Source organism: Mycobacterium sp. NPDC006124 (assembly GCF_040614235.1).
Lineage (GTDB): Bacteria > Actinomycetota > Actinomycetes > Mycobacteriales > Mycobacteriaceae > Mycobacterium.
Genome location: NZ_JBEXUA010000001.1, coordinates 605,133 through 620,199, shown reverse-complemented (window position 1 = coordinate 620,199; position 15,067 = coordinate 605,133). Strand labels below are relative to the sequence as shown.

At 67.3% G+C, this 15,067-nt stretch carries 12 protein-coding genes and 1 pseudogene; 7 read left to right on the top strand and 6 right to left on the bottom strand.

The genetic code is table 11. From position 1 onward, the window contains the following. Positions 1-138: 138 nt before the first annotated feature. Together clgR and pgsA are read right to left on the bottom strand one after the other, a co-directional pair. Complete coding sequence (clgR, locus tag ABZ195_RS02935; RefSeq protein ID WP_355214673.1) at positions 139-474, bottom strand: transcriptional regulator ClgR; 336 nt, start codon at positions 472-474, stop codon at positions 139-141. A 102-nt stretch (positions 475-576) separates the two neighbouring features. Beyond that, positions 577-1,158, bottom strand: coding sequence for a CDP-diacylglycerol--glycerol-3-phosphate 3-phosphatidyltransferase (gene pgsA, locus ABZ195_RS02930; protein WP_355214671.1), 582 nt, complete (start codon positions 1,156-1,158; stop codon positions 577-579). Between the two features lie 42 nt (positions 1,159-1,200). On the opposite strand from pgsA, the gene ABZ195_RS02925 reads away from it, so the two are divergent. Continuing rightward, positions 1,201-1,716 (top strand): amino-acid N-acetyltransferase, encoded by a 516-nt coding sequence (locus ABZ195_RS02925; protein ID WP_355214670.1) that lies wholly within the window; start codon positions 1,201-1,203, stop codon positions 1,714-1,716. A gap of 70 nt (positions 1,717-1,786) precedes the next feature. Here the strand turns inward: ABZ195_RS02925 and ABZ195_RS02920 are convergent. Continuing rightward, positions 1,787-4,440: pseudogene (locus tag ABZ195_RS02920) on the bottom strand (DNA translocase FtsK); the annotation flags it as partial. 144 nt (positions 4,441-4,584) lie between these two features. Here ABZ195_RS02920 and ABZ195_RS02915 point away from each other — a divergent pair. From ABZ195_RS02915 to ABZ195_RS02905, 3 genes are all read left to right on the top strand, one after another. After that, positions 4,585-4,899, top strand: a complete 315-nt coding sequence (locus ABZ195_RS02915; protein WP_355214668.1) for a putative quinol monooxygenase — start codon at positions 4,585-4,587, stop codon at positions 4,897-4,899. Between the two features lie 2 nt (positions 4,900-4,901). Beyond that, a complete protein-coding gene (locus ABZ195_RS02910) occupies positions 4,902-5,720 on the top strand; it encodes a mycofactocin-coupled SDR family oxidoreductase (protein ID WP_355214666.1) in 819 nt (272 codons plus the stop codon). A 272-nt stretch (positions 5,721-5,992) separates the two neighbouring features. Beyond that, on the top strand, positions 5,993-8,632 hold the full coding sequence (locus ABZ195_RS02905) for an Ig-like domain-containing protein (RefSeq protein WP_355214664.1): 2,640 nt from the start codon (positions 5,993-5,995) through the stop codon (positions 8,630-8,632). Positions 8,633-8,648: 16 nt separating this feature from the next. Here ABZ195_RS02905 and ABZ195_RS02900 read toward each other — a convergent pair whose 3' ends face one another. From ABZ195_RS02900 to ABZ195_RS02890, 3 genes are read right to left on the bottom strand one after another with little or no spacing between them, the layout of a single operon-like run. After that, positions 8,649-10,325 (bottom strand): ribonuclease J, encoded by a 1,677-nt coding sequence (locus ABZ195_RS02900; protein WP_355214662.1) that lies wholly within the window; start codon positions 10,323-10,325, stop codon positions 8,649-8,651. Then, the gene (gene dapA / locus ABZ195_RS02895) at positions 10,322-11,224 is read right to left on the bottom strand and encodes a 4-hydroxy-tetrahydrodipicolinate synthase (RefSeq protein ID WP_355214660.1); all 903 of its coding nucleotides are present in this window, start codon (positions 11,222-11,224) and stop codon (positions 10,322-10,324) included. Before dapA ends, ABZ195_RS02900 begins: the two co-directional genes overlap by 4 nt. 46 nt (positions 11,225-11,270) lie before the next feature. Continuing rightward, the gene (locus ABZ195_RS02890) at positions 11,271-12,047 is read right to left on the bottom strand and encodes a GntR family transcriptional regulator (protein WP_355214658.1); all 777 of its coding nucleotides are present in this window, start codon (positions 12,045-12,047) and stop codon (positions 11,271-11,273) included. Between the two features lie 89 nt (positions 12,048-12,136). Here ABZ195_RS02890 and ABZ195_RS02885 point away from each other — a divergent pair, with 89 nt between their 5' ends. The 3 genes from ABZ195_RS02885 to ABZ195_RS02875 are packed head-to-tail and all read left to right on the top strand — an operon-like array spanning position 12,137 to position 15,011. Continuing rightward, positions 12,137-13,036, top strand: a complete 900-nt coding sequence (locus tag ABZ195_RS02885) for a proline iminopeptidase-family hydrolase (RefSeq protein WP_355214656.1) — start codon at positions 12,137-12,139, stop codon at positions 13,034-13,036. Between the two features lie 8 nt (positions 13,037-13,044). After that, positions 13,045-14,436, top strand: a complete 1,392-nt coding sequence (locus tag ABZ195_RS02880; protein WP_355214654.1) for an APC family permease — start codon at positions 13,045-13,047, stop codon at positions 14,434-14,436. Then, positions 14,433-15,011, top strand: a complete 579-nt coding sequence (locus tag ABZ195_RS02875; RefSeq protein WP_355214652.1) for a nucleoside deaminase — start codon at positions 14,433-14,435, stop codon at positions 15,009-15,011. The genes ABZ195_RS02880 and ABZ195_RS02875 overlap by 4 nt, the downstream gene beginning before the upstream one ends. Positions 15,012-15,067 lie beyond the last annotated feature (56 nt).

The window sequence follows — 15,067 nt, the reverse complement described above, 5'->3', positions numbered from 1 at the left end:
GTTGGAGTAAGTCCAGTGTGCCCGTCCCACGGCTCACCGACATGCGTTCGAATTCGCTGACTGCCAACTTATCGGTTGCGCGCAGATCACCACACCCCCTGCTCGCGTTTCCGACGTGGCAGAGCAGCTGAACGGCCCTCAGGCCACCGCCATCGACACGGCCTGCGGAATCACCACGCGCGTGGAGTAGTCGATGGTGGCTCCACTGGCCGTGGCCACCGGGCGGGCAGCGGTCTTCTCCTGCCGTTCCATGGTCTCTCCGGCATTGGTCAGCACCCGGGACAGCGGAACCTCCAAAGCCCCACAGATGGCGCTGAGCAACTCGCTCGAGGCCTCCTTGCGGCCGCGCTCCACCTCGGACAGGTAGCCGAGGCTGACCCGGGCGTCGTCGGACACTTCTCGTAGCGTCCGCCCTTGCGAGAGCCGGACTTGACGCAGCACGTCGCCGATCACTTCGCGAAGCAATGTCGTCATCGCGGTCTCCTCACAACGAAGGACGTGGTAACTGATCTTTTCGGTTTCACTATCAACCAGAACGCCCGCGGCTGCCAGATTGGTTCCCGAACGCCGCTCGGATCACGTGCGGACGCCGCGCACCGCGGAGACCAGGTAGTCCACGCCGGTGAGGACCGTGAGCACGATCGCGGCCCACATGAACACCCATGCCCCCGTCAGCCACGCCCCGCCAAGGGGCAGCACGAACAGGCCGATGGCCACCGACTGCACCAGCGTCTTGACCTTGCCGCCCCGGCTGGCGGGGATCACGCCGCTGCGGATGACGACGAGTCGCAGGATCGTCACGCCGATCTCGCGGACCAGGATCAGGATGGTGACCCACCACGGCAGGTCACCGAGCATGCTGAGACCGACCAGGGCCGCCCCGATGAGCGCCTTGTCGGCGATCGGGTCGGCGAGCTTGCCGAACTCGGTGACCATGCCGTAGCTGCGGGCGATGGCACCGTCGACGCGGTCGGTGACGACCGCCACCGTGAAGACGATGAACGCGACTACGCGCCAGTACGTTTCGTGGCCGTCCCCGACGAAAAGCGCCGCGAGGAACACCGGGACGAGCACGATGCGCACGCCGGTGAGCGCGTTGGCGACGTTGACCACACTCACGCGCGGGGTCAACGGATCGACGTCTGACTGACCCGGCACGTGACCAGAATATCGGTAGCGTGAACCGATACCCTCACTGCTGTGACCGGAGCTCCCATCGACGACGATCTGGTGGTCCGTCGCGCCCGCACGTCGGACGTCCCTCAGATCAAGGCACTGGTCGACGTCTACGCCGGAAAGATCCTGCTGGAGAAGAATCTCGTCACCCTCTACGAGTCGGTCCAGGAGTTCTGGGTGGCCGAAGTGGACGGCGAGTTGGTGGGGTGCGGAGCGCTGCACGTGCTGTGGGCCGACCTCGGCGAAGTGCGCACCGTCGCGGCGCACCCGCGGATGCGGGGCCGCGGGGTCGGGCACGCCGTGGTGACCCGCCTACTGGACGTGGCCAGGGAGCTGCGGCTCAAGCGGATCTTCGTGCTGACCTTCGAGACCGAGTTCTTCGGCAGCCACGGCTTCCAGGAGATCGAGGGCACCCCGGTGACGTCTGAGGTGTACGACGAGATGCGCCGCTCCTACGACATCGGCGTGGCCGAATTCCTGGACCTGTCCTACGTCAAGCCCAACATCCTAGGTAACACCCGAATGCTGCGGACCTTGTAAGCGCCGAACGTGACGCCACTGCGAGAATCCGGCCCGAAAGCCGCAGTGGGTTCACGTTCGGCGTTGGGGGTCAATCCTCGTCGTCGGCGTCGGCTCCGTTGGCGTCGGCACCGCCGCGGATCAGCATCAGGGTGCCCGCCAGCTCGTCGGGTTTGACCAGCACCTCTCGAGCCTTGGAACCCTCGCTCGGGCCGACGATGTTGCGGGTCTCCATGAGGTCCATCAGGCGACCGGCCTTCGCGAACCCGACCCGCAGCTTGCGCTGCAACATCGAGGTGGACCCGAACTGCGACGAGACCACCAGCTCGACGGCCTGCAGGAAGACGTCCATGTCGTCCCCGATGTCGGGGTCGACGTCGGTGCGCTCGCCGCTCGGCTTGGCCGCGGTGACACCCTCGGTGTAGTCGGGCTCGGCCTGGTCCTTGCAGGCGGCGACGACGGAGTAGATCTCCTCGTCGCTGATGTAGGCGCCCTGGAACCGGACGGGCTTGTTGGCGCCCATCGGGAGGAACAGCCCGTCGCCCATGCCGATCAGCTTCTCGGCGCCCGGCTGGTCGAGGATCACCCGGCTGTCGGTCAGCGACGACGTCGCGAACGCCAGACGCGACGGCACGTTGGTCTTGATCAGACCCGTGACGACGTCCACCGACGGCCGCTGGGTGGCCAGGATCAGGTGGATGCCGGCGGCACGAGCCTTCTGGGTGATGCGCACGATGGCGTCCTCGACGTCGCGCGGCGCGGTCATCATGAGGTCGGCGAGCTCGTCGACGATGGCGATGATGTACGGGTAGGTCTTGTAGACCCGTTCGCTGCCCAGCGGCGCGGTGATGACGCCGGACCTGACGTTCTTGTTGAAGTCGTCGATGTGGCGGACCTTGTTGGCCTGCATGTCCTGGTAGCGCTGCTCCATCTCCTCGACGAGCCAGGCGAGCGCGGCCGCGGCCTTCTTGGGCTGCGTGACGATCGGGGTGATGAGGTGCGGAATGCCTTCGTACGGCGTGAGTTCCACCATCTTGGGGTCGATCAGGATCATCCTGACCTCTTCGGGGGTGGCCCGCGACAGCAACGACACCAGCATGGAGTTGACGAAGCTGGACTTGCCGGAGCCGGTGGAACCGGCGACCAGCAGGTGCGGCATCTTGGCCAGGTTCGCCGAGATGAAGTTGCCCTCGATGTCCTTGCCGAGGCCGATGACCAGCGGGTGGTGGTCGCGGCGAGTGGTCGGCGCGGTGAGGACGTCGGACAGCCGCACCATCTCGCGGTCGGTGTTGGGCACCTCGATGCCGACGGCGGACTTGCCGGGGATCGGGGCCAGCATGCGGACGCTCTCGGTGGCCACCGCGTAGGCGATGTTCTTCTGCAGCGCGGTGATCTTCTCCACCTTGACGCCGGGCCCGAGTTCCACCTCGTAACGGGTGACGGTCGGCCCGCGGGTCAGTCCCGTCACCGCGGCGTCGACCTTGAACTGGTCGAGCACCGACTGGATGACGTCCATCATCTTGTCGTTGGCCGCGCTGCGCAGCTTCGGCGGATCCCCCGCGACCAGGAGGTCCAGGGACGGCAAGGTGTAGGGCCCCTCCACCACGCGATCCAGGGAGAGGGTCTCCTCGGCGACGGGCATGGCGGCTGGCGCCTCGGGCTTCTTGCGCTTGGCCCGGACCTTGGGCTCGGGCGCCGTGGGCGTCTCGTCGGCTTCTGCCCAATCCCCGGTCGCGGCGCTCCTGCCCGCCGGGGGTTCGTCGAGCGGGTAGTTGTCCATCGGTGTGCCGAGGCGGCTGGCCGAGGCTGCCGCGCCGGCACGAGGGGCGCCGGGCCACTGCGCCTCGTCGGCGCGGGTCGACGCGGGATCGTCGTAGTAGCCGTCGGAGTAGTCGTCGGCGGGATGGGCCCCCGCGTCGTCGTAGTCCGCGTCGTCGTCGTAGTCGTCGTACTCGTCACGGGTGTCGCCGCGGTAGGCGCCCATGAACATGTCCTGCAGGGCGCCGGGCACTTCCCGAATCGTCGTGCCGGTCACCAGCAGAAGGCCGAACAGGATGCCGATGATCAACAGCGGCGTGGCGATCCACGGGGTCAGGCCGTCCGAGAGCGGCCCGCCGATGGCGAAGCCGACGAACCCGGCCACCCGCTGCCGGTCGGCCGGGTCGGTGGGGGCGCCGGACCACAGGTGCCACAGGCCGAGCACGGGCAGCGCGATCATCGACGTGCCCAGGACCAGCCGGGGCCGCGCCTCGGGGTTCGGTTCGGTGCGCATCAGCAGGATCGCCACCGCAATCAGGGCGACGGGCAGCAGCACGACGGCGGACCCGATGACGGTACGGACGCTCGCGTCGATCCAGCCGCCGACTGGGCGCGCGGCGTCGAACCACGAACTGGCGGCGAGCACGACGGCCAGCGCGAGGAGGCCGAGTGCGATGCCGTCGCGGCGGTGGCCCGGCTCGAGTTCCCGGGCCCGTCCGACGGACCGGGCGGTGGAGCCCGCACCCTTGGCGAGCATCAGCCAGCTCGCACGTGCCCCCTTGCCGATCGCGGTGCCAGCGACGGCCACCGGAGAGGGGTTGCGTCGCGGCGCGGGTTTGCGCCGCGGAGCGGCGGGGCGCGTCGTGCGCGCTCGGGGCTTTGAGCTGCTCGAACGAGCCCCCGAGCGGGCGGCGGTCTTACTAGCCATGGGGAAAGACTAGTCGCTTTAGCCCCAATTTCACCATTAGCCACACAGGTAACGAATAGCCAACGATGCCACCACGAATTCGCTGGCCGACTTGACGCCGCGAGGACCATTCGAGGTACTCCCGTGATCCCGCCGACGGCTGGGTAATGTGATGCGCGCCGACCTCACTCGGCGCCAACCCACTCGATGAGGAGTACCCGCCCATGCCCGTCGTCGTCGTCGCCACCATGACCGCCAAGCCCGAGTCCGTCGACGCCGTGCGAACCGCGTGCACGCAGGCGATCGAGGCGGTTCACTCCGAGCCGGGATGCGAGCTGTACTCCTTGCACGAGGCCGACGGCACCTTCGTCTTCGTCGAGCAGTGGGCCGACGAGGAAGCGCTGAAGGCGCACGGCACCGCCCCGGCGATCGGCACCCTCTTCGGCGCCATCGGCGAACACCTCGACGGCGCCCCGGACATCAAGATGCTGAAGCCGATCGTCGCGGGTGACCCCACCAAGGGTCAGCTGCGTCCCTAGCCATGGGAACCCTCGAGGGCAAAGTCGCCTTCATCACGGGTGCGGCTCGCGGCCAGGGTCGCGCCCACGCGCTGAAGCTGGCGTCCGAGGGCGCCGACGTCATCGCCGTGGACCTGTGCGACCAGATCGCTTCGGTGCCCTACCCGATGGCAACCCCCGACGACCTCGCCGACACCGTGAAGCTGGTGCAGGACACCGGCGCTCGCATCGTGGCGCTGCGGGCCGACGTGCGGGACCGGACGGCGCTCAAGACGGCGTTGCGGACCGGGGTCGAGGAACTCGGCGGCCGCCTCGACGTCGTGGTTGCCAACGCCGGCATCGCGCCGATGGCCGACGAGAACGCATGGCACGACGTGATCGACGTCAACCTCACCGGCGTGCACCACACGGTGGACGTCGCGATGCGGCCAATGGTCAAGGCGGGCAACGGCGGTGCCATCGTGCTGATCAGCTCGGTGATGGGATTGGTCGGCCTCGGATCGCCGTTCGCGGGGTCGATCGGATACGCGGCCGCCAAGCACGGCGTGGTCGGGCTGATGCGCTCCTATGCCAATCTGCTCTCGCCGCAAGGAATTCGGGTGAACTCGATCCACCCTGCGGGCGTGCGAACGCCGATGATCGACAACGAGTTCACCCGGAAGTGGCTCTCGGACATGACCGACGGCAACGCCGACGGACTGGACATGGCAAGTGTCGCCAACATGGAGACCGTCGAGCCCGAGGTCATCGCGGACACCGTCGCATGGTTGGTGTCCGACGCCGGCAAGCACATCACCGGGGTGGCCCTGCCCGTCGACGACGGGTACGTCAACAAGCGCTGATCGGCGACGTGGCTGATCCAGCCGGGTTCAGCCCCGGCAGGGCGATCCCGGCGCACGACTCGTCGCGCCGACAATAGTCCGAGGCGCAAATTGCAGCTAACTTCAGGACTAGCGTCGAGACCACGCATGTGGATATGCTGCGATCTGCCTGTCATTAGCTGAATGTGGGCAATTGCATCATCCAGCTGTTGGTTCAATACAGCGAACACAGGTAGATGATTAGCTGTGCCGTCTCCGACACCAGCGTCGGGGCATCATCCGGGGGGATTGACGTGTCACAGGCAAACGAAACATCGACGAGCATCGCGAGCAGGGCTCGAGTCGGTACCCATAGCAGCTACGTCGGCCGCGTCGGCGCGCTGGCACTCGCGCTTGGCATCGGCGTCGCTTTCGGCGCCTCCCCGGGGATGGCGTGGGCCAGCCCGGAGGCCGCGTCGGACGAAGCCGGGGCGGCGCCCGCGTCGGCCCCGGAGTCGCCCGGACCCCAAGCAGTCGGCGCCGGCGGATCGTCCAATGCAGGGAAGACACGCTCGCCTGGAACGGGAACCAAGGACGACGACGAGCATCCGCGCGCCACCGTCGACGTTTCCGGCGGAGCCAAAGCCACCGTCAACGGTCAAGCCGCCACGTCCACCAGCGACGACCCGATTGATGAAGCGGTGGACGACCCGGTGACGGAGCCCGAGAAGTCCGCCGTCGACGACGACGACTCTTCAGACGACGCTTCGACGGATACCGAGGAGTCGCCTTCGAACACCGGACCCATCCGAAGATCCAAGAACGACGACATCCGACGGCAAGCCACGTCATCGCAGGCAGCTCCCGTGACCACCGTCGCCGACACGGGGACCAGCGTCGCGCCTGCTGCGCCGACCGCGGACGCACCCACCACCACGCCGACACCCGCGAGCCCGACCGTGGCGGCGACACCCGCCATGGCCATGCGCGTTACGTCAGAATCCGAAAACCCAACCACCGCAACTCATTACACCGGGGTTAGCGCCACCTTCACGCAGCTGGTGGCCAACGCGCTGTCCCCGTTCGTCACCCCCGGACCCGAATCACCTGCGACACCCCCCGTCATGTTCGCCATTCTGGCCTTCGTGCGTCGCGAATTCGACTCCCTTGCAAACGATGTCGGCTTGCGATCTCGGGCTCGAACCGCGACCACCCAGACCATCGCGCCGGCATCCACGGCGGCACCGGTTGCCCGTGCCGCCGCGGCGGCGCCGGCACCACAGGCAACCAATACCGTCGGCTCAACGCTCGGGTTCGTGGTCACCGGCGTGGGCAATGTCGTCGGCGGCATCCTCGGATTTCTCGGCGGCGTCATCGGGGGTGTCTTCAATGCGCCTCCGACCGCGTCACCGCAGATCACCAACATCGACGGCACTTCCGGCGTCGTCACCGGACAACTCAACGCCACCGACCCCAACAACGACGCGTTGACCTATCAGGTCACCACCCAAGCCGGGAAGGGCACCGCAACGGTCGATCCCGCGGGCACCTTCAGCTACACGCCTACGGCGCCGGCCCGCGCCACCGCACTGACCACGCCAGGGCCGGACTACGACACCTTCACCATCACCATCACTGACGCCAGAGGCGCCAGGACGGCCGTCACCATCAACGACGTACCCGTGACCCCAGCCAACAGAGCGCCGGTCACGTCGGGCCCACCGAGCATCACGGGCATGACTCCGGCTGGAGTCGTCACGGGCAATCTCAACATCAGCGATCCCGACGGCGACCCGTTGCGCTACACCTTCACCAGCACGCCCACCAAGGGCATCCTCAACCTTCAATCCAACGGTGTGTTCACCTATACGCCCACACCTCAGAGCCGAGTCGACGCCTTCAACTCCGTTGGACCGGACAGTGATTCGTTCACGGTGGTGGCCAGCGACGGACGCGGAGGGACCAAGACCGTCGACGTCGGGAACATTCCGGTCCTGCCCAGCGCCGGCGCCTATACCGCGACGATCGACCTTCAACCCAACAGCATGCCGCGTTCTGAGGCGATTTCCCCCGACGGGACGCGCGTATACGTGACGCACGACAATGCCAACCTGATATCGGTGATCGACACCGCGTCCAACACCGTCACCGCAGTGCCCGTCAACGACCGACCCCGAGCGATCGTGATCTCGCCGGACGGCAAGCGGGTGTACTACACCGCCTACGGGCACGTTTCGGTGTTCGACACCCAGTCGTACTCCGTCGTCGCACAGGCCGACGTGACGCCCGATGGAGCGTCGAATTCCCTGTTTGCCTACGACGTTGCCCTCTCCGCCGACGGAACACGCGGATTCGTCGGCGCGGGCACCGACGACTCGACCGCCATGGATGGGCAGCTGGCGGTACTCGACACCGCGACGAATCAGATCGTCGACCGAATTCCGCTTCACGACGCAACGCCGATCGCGGTCGAAGCATCGTCGGACGGCCGGCACGTGTACGTCATCAGCCAGGCGAGCGCCGGCCCCTACGAGGCTCACCTGCTCGTCGTCGATACCACCACCAGGCAGGTCCAGAGAACGATCGTCTTCCGGCAGCAGGATGGATTCGTCGACGACCTGACGCTCAGCCCCGACGGCAAGAAACTCTACGTGACGGGGTCCTCGCTCCTCACCGTCGACACCGCGACGAATCAGGTGGTCGGCAGGACGGACACGGTGAACAGGAAGGTCACCGTCAGCAGCGACGGCAAGAGGATCTACTACGGAGAGAGCACCAGGTTGTCCGTCTTCGACGTGGCGACCGGCATGCTGGTGGACAGGATCGCGATACCGACTGCCACCCCGAATCAATCGAGCGATGCCGAAGTGGTGCTCGCGCCGGACGGTTCGAGAGCCTACGTCACGGGCTACTACGAGAACACGGTGTCCGTCGTCTCGCTGACACCTCGTTAGGGCCGGTCGACGCGGATCAGACCTCGAGGACCGTCGGCACGATCATCGGCTGCCGGCGGTACTTCTCCCCCACCCACTTGCCGATCGCACGTCGGGCGGCCTGAGCCAGACGGGTCGGGTCGGTGACCTTCTCCGCGGCCAGCGATGCCAAGGCCTCTTCGACGAGCCGGGTGACGGGCTCGAGTGCCTTGGGATCCTCGGAGAAGCCGCGCGACTGCAGGTGCACCGGTGCCACGACCTTGCCCGTGGCCCGGTCGACGGCGATGGTGACGGCGATGAATCCGGACGACAGCACGAGCCGCTCGCCCAACGTGGCGTCCCCCACGTCGCCGGTGACCAGACCGTCGATGAACATCTTTCCGACCGGCACGGCTCCGGAGATCTTGGCCCGACCCTTGACCAGGTCGACGCTGACGCCGTTCTCGGCGAGCACGATGTTCTCCTCGGGCACACCGGACTTGGCCGCAAGTGCCGCGTTGGCGCGCATGTGGCGCCAGGTGCCGTGTACCGGCATCACGTTGCGTGGTCGCACCCCGTTGTAGAGGAACAGCAGCTCACCGGCGTAGGCATGGCCTGAAACGTGAATGCGCACTTGGGCATTGGTGACGACGCGCACCCCGATCTTGGCCAGCGAGTCGAGCACGTCGAAGATGGCCTCTTCGTTGCCCGGGATCTGCGACGACGACATGATGATGAGGTCGCCCTGGGTGAGGGTGATGCTGCGGTGCTCGCCGCGCGACATCCGCGACAACGCGGCCATCGTCTCACCCTGCGTGCCCGTGGTGACGAGCGTGACCCGCTCGGCCGGCAGCATCTCCGCCGCCGCGATGTCGACCACGTCGTCGTCGTCGACGGTGAGGAAGCCCAGATCCTTGGCGATGCCCATGTTGCGCACCATCGACCGCCCGACGAAGGACACCTTGCGCCCCAAGGCCACCGACGCGTCGATGATCTGCTGGACGCGAGCGACGTTGGAGGCGAAGCACGCGACGATGACGCGCCCCTCGGCACCGCGGATCAGCCGGTGCATGTTCGGCCCGATCTCGCTCTCCGACGGTCCCACGCCGGGGATCTCGGCGTTCGTCGAGTCGCACAGGAACAGGTCGACGCCGGCGTCGCCGAGCCGCGACATGCCGGGCAGGTCGGTGGGTCGGCCGTCGAGCGGCAGCTGGTCGAGCTTGATGTCACCGGTGTGCAGCAGCGTGCCCGCCCCGGTGTAGACGGCGATGGCCAGCGCGTCGGGGATGGAGTGGTTGACGGCGAAGTACTCGCACTCGAAGACGCCGTGGTTGCTGCTCTGCTTCTCGGCGACCTCGACGAAGACGGGTTTGATGCGGTGTTCGCGACACTTCGCGGCGATCAGTGCCAGGGTGAACTTCGATCCGACCACGGGGATGTCGGGCCGCAGCTTCAGCAGGTGCGGGATGGCACCGATGTGGTCCTCGTGGGCGTGGGTCACCACCAGCGCCTCGATGTCGTCGAGACGGCCCTCGACGTGGCGCAGATCCGGCAGGATCAGGTCGACGCCGGGTTCGTCGTTGCCGGGGAAGAGCACTCCGCAGTCGATGATCAAGAGGCGCCCGAGGTGCTCGAGAACGGTCATGTTGCGGCCGATTTCGCTGATGCCGCCCAACGCGGTCACCCGCAATCCGCCCGGCTCCAGCGGCCCGGGGGGCGCCAGTTCGGTGGTCATCGGAGCACGCCGGCTGTCCGCATGTCTGCCTCCAGCGCCTCGACTTGGGCGCTCGTCGCGGGGACCTGCGGAAGGCGCGGATCCCCAGTGTTGAAGCCCAACGAGCGAAGGCCCGTCTTGGCCATGGTCACGCCGCCGAGGCGGTTCTGGGCGTCGTTGAGGACGCCGAGGCTCACGTGAATCTTGCGCGCGGTCGCGGGATCACCGGAGGTGAACGCCGACAGCATGTCTCGCAACTGGCTGGCCGCGAAGTGGCCCCAGACGCTGATGAATCCGGTCGCACCCATCGCCAGCCACGGCAGGTTGAGGGCGTCGTCGCCGGAGTAGTAGGCCAGTCCGGTCTCGGCCATGATCATCGCGCCGCCGTGCAGGTCGCCCTTGGCGTCCTTGATGGCGACGATGTTCGGGTGCGGCGCGATCTCGCGCACGGTGTCCCATTCGATGGGCACGCACGACCGGGGCGGGATGTCGTAGAGCACGTTGGGCAACGCGGTGGCGTCGGCCACGGCGCGGAAGTGCGCGACGAGCCCGGCCTGCGGCGGCCGAGAGTAGTAGGGCGTGACGACGAGGAGACCGTGGGCACCCTCGGCCTCGCAGGCCTTGGCGAGGTGCACGCTGTGCGCGGTGTCGTAGGACCCCGCCCCGGCGACGACCCTGGCGCGGTCCCCGACCGCCTCGAGTACGGCGGCGAGCAACGCGAGCTTCTCGGCGTCGGTGGTCGTCGGCGACTCGCCGGTGGTTCCCGAGACAACCAGCCCGTCGCACCCGGAGTCGACGAGGTGCTTGGCGAGCTTCTTGGCGACGGCCAGGTCCAACGAGCCGTCCGGGCCGAACGGCGTCACCATGGCCGTCAGCACGGTGCCCAGACGTGCGCTGACATCGAATCCGCTGGTGGTCACGCGGTTGAGATTACCCGCTCGACCCCGGCGATCACGAGCACCGGTGCTAGTCGTCGAGCACTCCGGCGCGGCGCATCGCGGCGGAGATCAGTTCGAAGTCGATGCCGACGTGGGCACGGGCCACGGCGTCGGCGTCGTCGGCGCGACCGTCGGCGATCGCACTGACCAACTCCTCGTGCTCGTGCAGCGAGCGCAACTCCATGTCCCGCATGGTCAGGGGCTCGCCCCACAGATGGGCCGGCGCGCCGATGCTGACCGAGGCCTCGAGGTCGACGAGCACCTGGGTGAGCACAGCGTTGTGGGCCGCGTCCATGATCGCCAGGTGCAACCGGCTGTCGGCCTGCTGGGAGGCCAAGCCGGTGTCGGCGGTGCGATACGCCTCGAGCGCGGCCCACAACCGGTCGACGTCGGCCGCGGTCCGGGCGTCGGCCGCGGCGCGGCAGACCGCACCGTGGAGTCGCGCGATGGCGTCGCACCGGTCGCGCAGCTCGCCGAGCCGCATCGCCAGCGTGCGACGCACCGCCTCGGTGGAGGACTCCGGCCATTGGTCGACGACGTAGGAACCGCCACCCCGGCCGCGGCGCGTCTCGAGCAGGCCCCGCTCGACCAGTCTGGCGAGCGCGGCACGCACCGTCATGCGTCCGACGCCCAGCGCACCGGCGAGGTCGCGTTCGACGGGAAGGCGGGCACCGGGCAGGTATTCGCCGATCGCGATGGCCGTGACGAGCCGGTCGGTGATCTCGTCGACCCGCGTCGGCATGTCCAATTGCTGGGCGAGCAGTCCCGGCCGCGTGGCGGCTGCCGTCGGGGATGCCTCGGCCATGCGTGCCCTCCCCCGCTCGTCGGTACCGAAATGTTAATTCCCATCGATTGGTCTTGCAGCAAGACCATTGTGGGTACATGCTGAGCGCCATGCCCGTCCAGACCCGCACGGTGCCCTTCCTCGACGGCGAGACCTGGGTACAGATCACCAGTCCCGACTCCCCCCGCGCAGACGCCATCCCACTTCTCGTGTTGCACGGCGGTCCCGGCATGGCGCACGACTACGTACGCAACATCGCGGCCCTCGCCGACGAGACCGGCCGCGTCGTCGTCCATTACGACCAGATCGGCTGCGGCCGGAGCACGCATCTGCCCGACGCTCCTCGCGACTTCTGGACCCCGGCCCTGTTCGTCGACGAGTTCCACGCCGTGCGTGCGGCCTTGGGAATCGACCGCTACCACGTGCTCGGTCAGTCGTGGGGTGGCATGCTCGGCGCCGAGATCGCCGTTCGCCGGCCCGACGGCCTGGCTTCCCTGTCGATCTGCAACTCGCCGGCGTCGATGGAGCTGTGGATGGCAGCCGCGGCCCTGCTGCGCTCCGAACTGCCCGAGGACACCCAGCGAGCACTCGACCGCCACGAGGAAGCGGGCACCGTCACCGACCCGGAGTATCTCGCCGCGACGCAGGAGTTCTACCAACGCCACGTCTGCCGTCTGACGCCCACGCCGCGGGACTTCCTCGACAGCGAGGCCCAGATGGAAGCCGAGCCCACGGTGTACCACACCATGAACGGCCCCAACGAGTTCCACGTCCTCGGCACGCTCAAGTCGTGGTCGATCGAAGACCGCCTCGACCAGGTCGCGGCGCCGACGCTGGTGGTCGCCGGCGAGTTCGACGAGGCCACTCCCGCCACCTGGAAGCCGTTCGTCGACCGGATCCCCGACGTACGCAGTCACGTCTTCCCCGGTGCCAGCCACTGCACGCATCTCGAGCAACCGGCGGAGTTCCGGGCCGTCATCTCCTCCTTCCTCTCCGAACACGACCGATAGGAACCCTCGTGGTCAACTCCGACGCGCAGCCCGCACAGGGACAGCGCACCCTCGAATCCTTCGGCTACACACAGGAACTCAACCGCTCCGTGTCGACGGTGGACCTGCTGGTGTACGGGCTGGTGTTCATGGTGCCCATCGCACCGTGGGCCATCTTCGGCACCGTGTACAACAGCGCGTCGGGCATGGTGCCGCTGGTCTACCTGATCGGCCTGATCGCGATGATCTTCACCGCGCTGGCCTACTCGCAGATGGCGAAGTCGTTTCCGCTCGCCGGCTCGGTGTTCTCCTACGTCGGCCGCGGCATCCACCCCAGCGTGGGATTCTTCGCGGGGTGGGCGATCCTGCTGGACTACCTGCTGGTGCCCACGCTGCTGTACGTGTTCGCGGCCGAGTCGATGGTGGGACTGTTCCCCGACAGCCCGAGGTGGGTGTGGGCGATCGTCTTCGTCATCGTCAACACCATCATCAACCTCGCCGGGATCAGCCTCCTGAAGTTCGCCAACCGGGTGTTCCTGGCCATCGAACTCGTCTTCGTCGTGGTCTTCGTCGTCATCGCGGTGCGCGCCATCAACGGCCAGACTCTGCCGAACGTGGGGTGGAGCACGCTGCCGATCTGGGACTCGAGCACCGTCACCGCGCCGCTGATCGCGACCGCGCTGTCGATCGCCGTGCTGAGCTTCCTTGGCTTCGACGGCATTTCGACGCTGGCCGAGGAGTCGACGGGTCGCAAGAACCCCGCGGGTCGAGCGATGATCATCGCGCTGTTCGTGGTCGCGTTCCTGTTCATCACGCAGACGTGGCTGGCGAGCCTGCTGGCCGGTGGTCGAGAGTCCTTCAGCGACGACGAGGCGGGCAACGCGTTCTTCACGCTGGTGCAGGCGGCGTCCAACACCGGCTGGATGAACGCGTTCTTCGCGGTCAACGTCATGGCGGTGGGCTTCGCCAACGCGATGGCCGCTCAGGCCGCGACGAGCCGGCTGCTGTACTCGATGAGCCGCGACGGCCAACTGCCCCACTTCCTGTCGAAGATCAGCGCCCGCAAGGTGCCCGTCGCGGCCATCCTCGTGGTCAGTGCGCTGAGCCTGGTGCTGGTGCTCTTCTTCGTCGGTCAGATCGGCCTGATCTCCTCGCTGGTCAACTTCGGCGCCCTGTTCGGCTTCTGCCTGCTGCACGTGTCGGTGGTCTGGTACTACCTGGTGCGCCAGAAGTCCAAGAACTACCTGCTGCATCTGGTGGTGCCGACTCTGGGCTTCCTGATCATCGGCTACGTGCTGTTCAACGCGGACTCGCTGGCCAAGATCGGCGGATTGGTGTGGCTGGTGATCGGCGCAATCGTGTTCGGCATCAACGTGTTCCGCGGCAAGGGTGTACCAGAGCTGGCCGAGGAGAAGGCTTGACCATCGCCGCTCGCCTACTCGCCGTCGTCGCCGACGACATCCTTCCGCTGACCGAGCAGGGGGTCGCCGCGGGCAACAAGGTGTTCGGCGCGGCGATCTTGCGCAAGTCCGACCTTTCGCTCGTGGTGGCGGGTACCAACGACGAGACCGACAACCCGCTGCTGCACGGGGAGATCAACACCCTCAACCAGTTCTACGGGTTGGCGCAACGCCTGCCAACCAGTGAGTTGGTGTTCCTCACCACCCACGAACCGTGCACGTTGTGCATGTCGGCGATTACGTGGGCGGGATTCGACAACTTCTACTACTTCTACAGTCACGAGGACTCCCGGGACAGCTTCGCCATTCCCCACGACCTGGTGATCCTCAAGGAGCTCTTCGGGCTCGAGCCCGGCGGCTACCGGCGGTCCAACGCGTTCTGGACCGCGTACGCGCTGGCCGACCTCGTCGAGTCCGAGGAGGAACCGCTGCGGTCGGAGTTGCGCATGCAGACCGCGCGGATCAAGAGTCGCTACGCCGCGCTGTCGGATCGCTATCAGGAGTCCAAGGGCGACAACGACATCCCGTTGAGCTGACGGAGGCGCGCCCGTCGCCGCGCGTGGGTCTCGTGGCGAGAATCGGACCGAATCTC

Excerpts from the sequence above, each read along its gene's own strand:
- ABZ195_RS02910 (WP_355214666.1), top strand. The coding sequence starts at position 4,902 with ATGGGAACCCTCGAGGGCAAAGTCGCCTTCATCACGGGTGCGGCTCGC.
- ABZ195_RS02915 (WP_355214668.1), top strand. The coding sequence starts at position 4,585 with ATGCCCGTCGTCGTCGTCGCCACCATGACCGCCAAGCCCGAGTCCGTC.
- ABZ195_RS02890 (WP_355214658.1), bottom strand. The coding sequence starts at position 12,047 with ATGGCCGAGGCATCCCCGACGGCAGCCGCCACGCGGCCGGGACTGCTC.
- clgR (WP_355214673.1), bottom strand. The coding sequence starts at position 474 with ATGACGACATTGCTTCGCGAAGTGATCGGCGACGTGCTGCGTCAAGTC.
- ABZ195_RS02885 (WP_355214656.1), top strand. The coding sequence starts at position 12,137 with ATGCCCGTCCAGACCCGCACGGTGCCCTTCCTCGACGGCGAGACCTGG.
- ABZ195_RS02900 (WP_355214662.1), bottom strand. The coding sequence starts at position 10,325 with ATGACCACCGAACTGGCGCCCCCCGGGCCGCTGGAGCCGGGCGGATTG.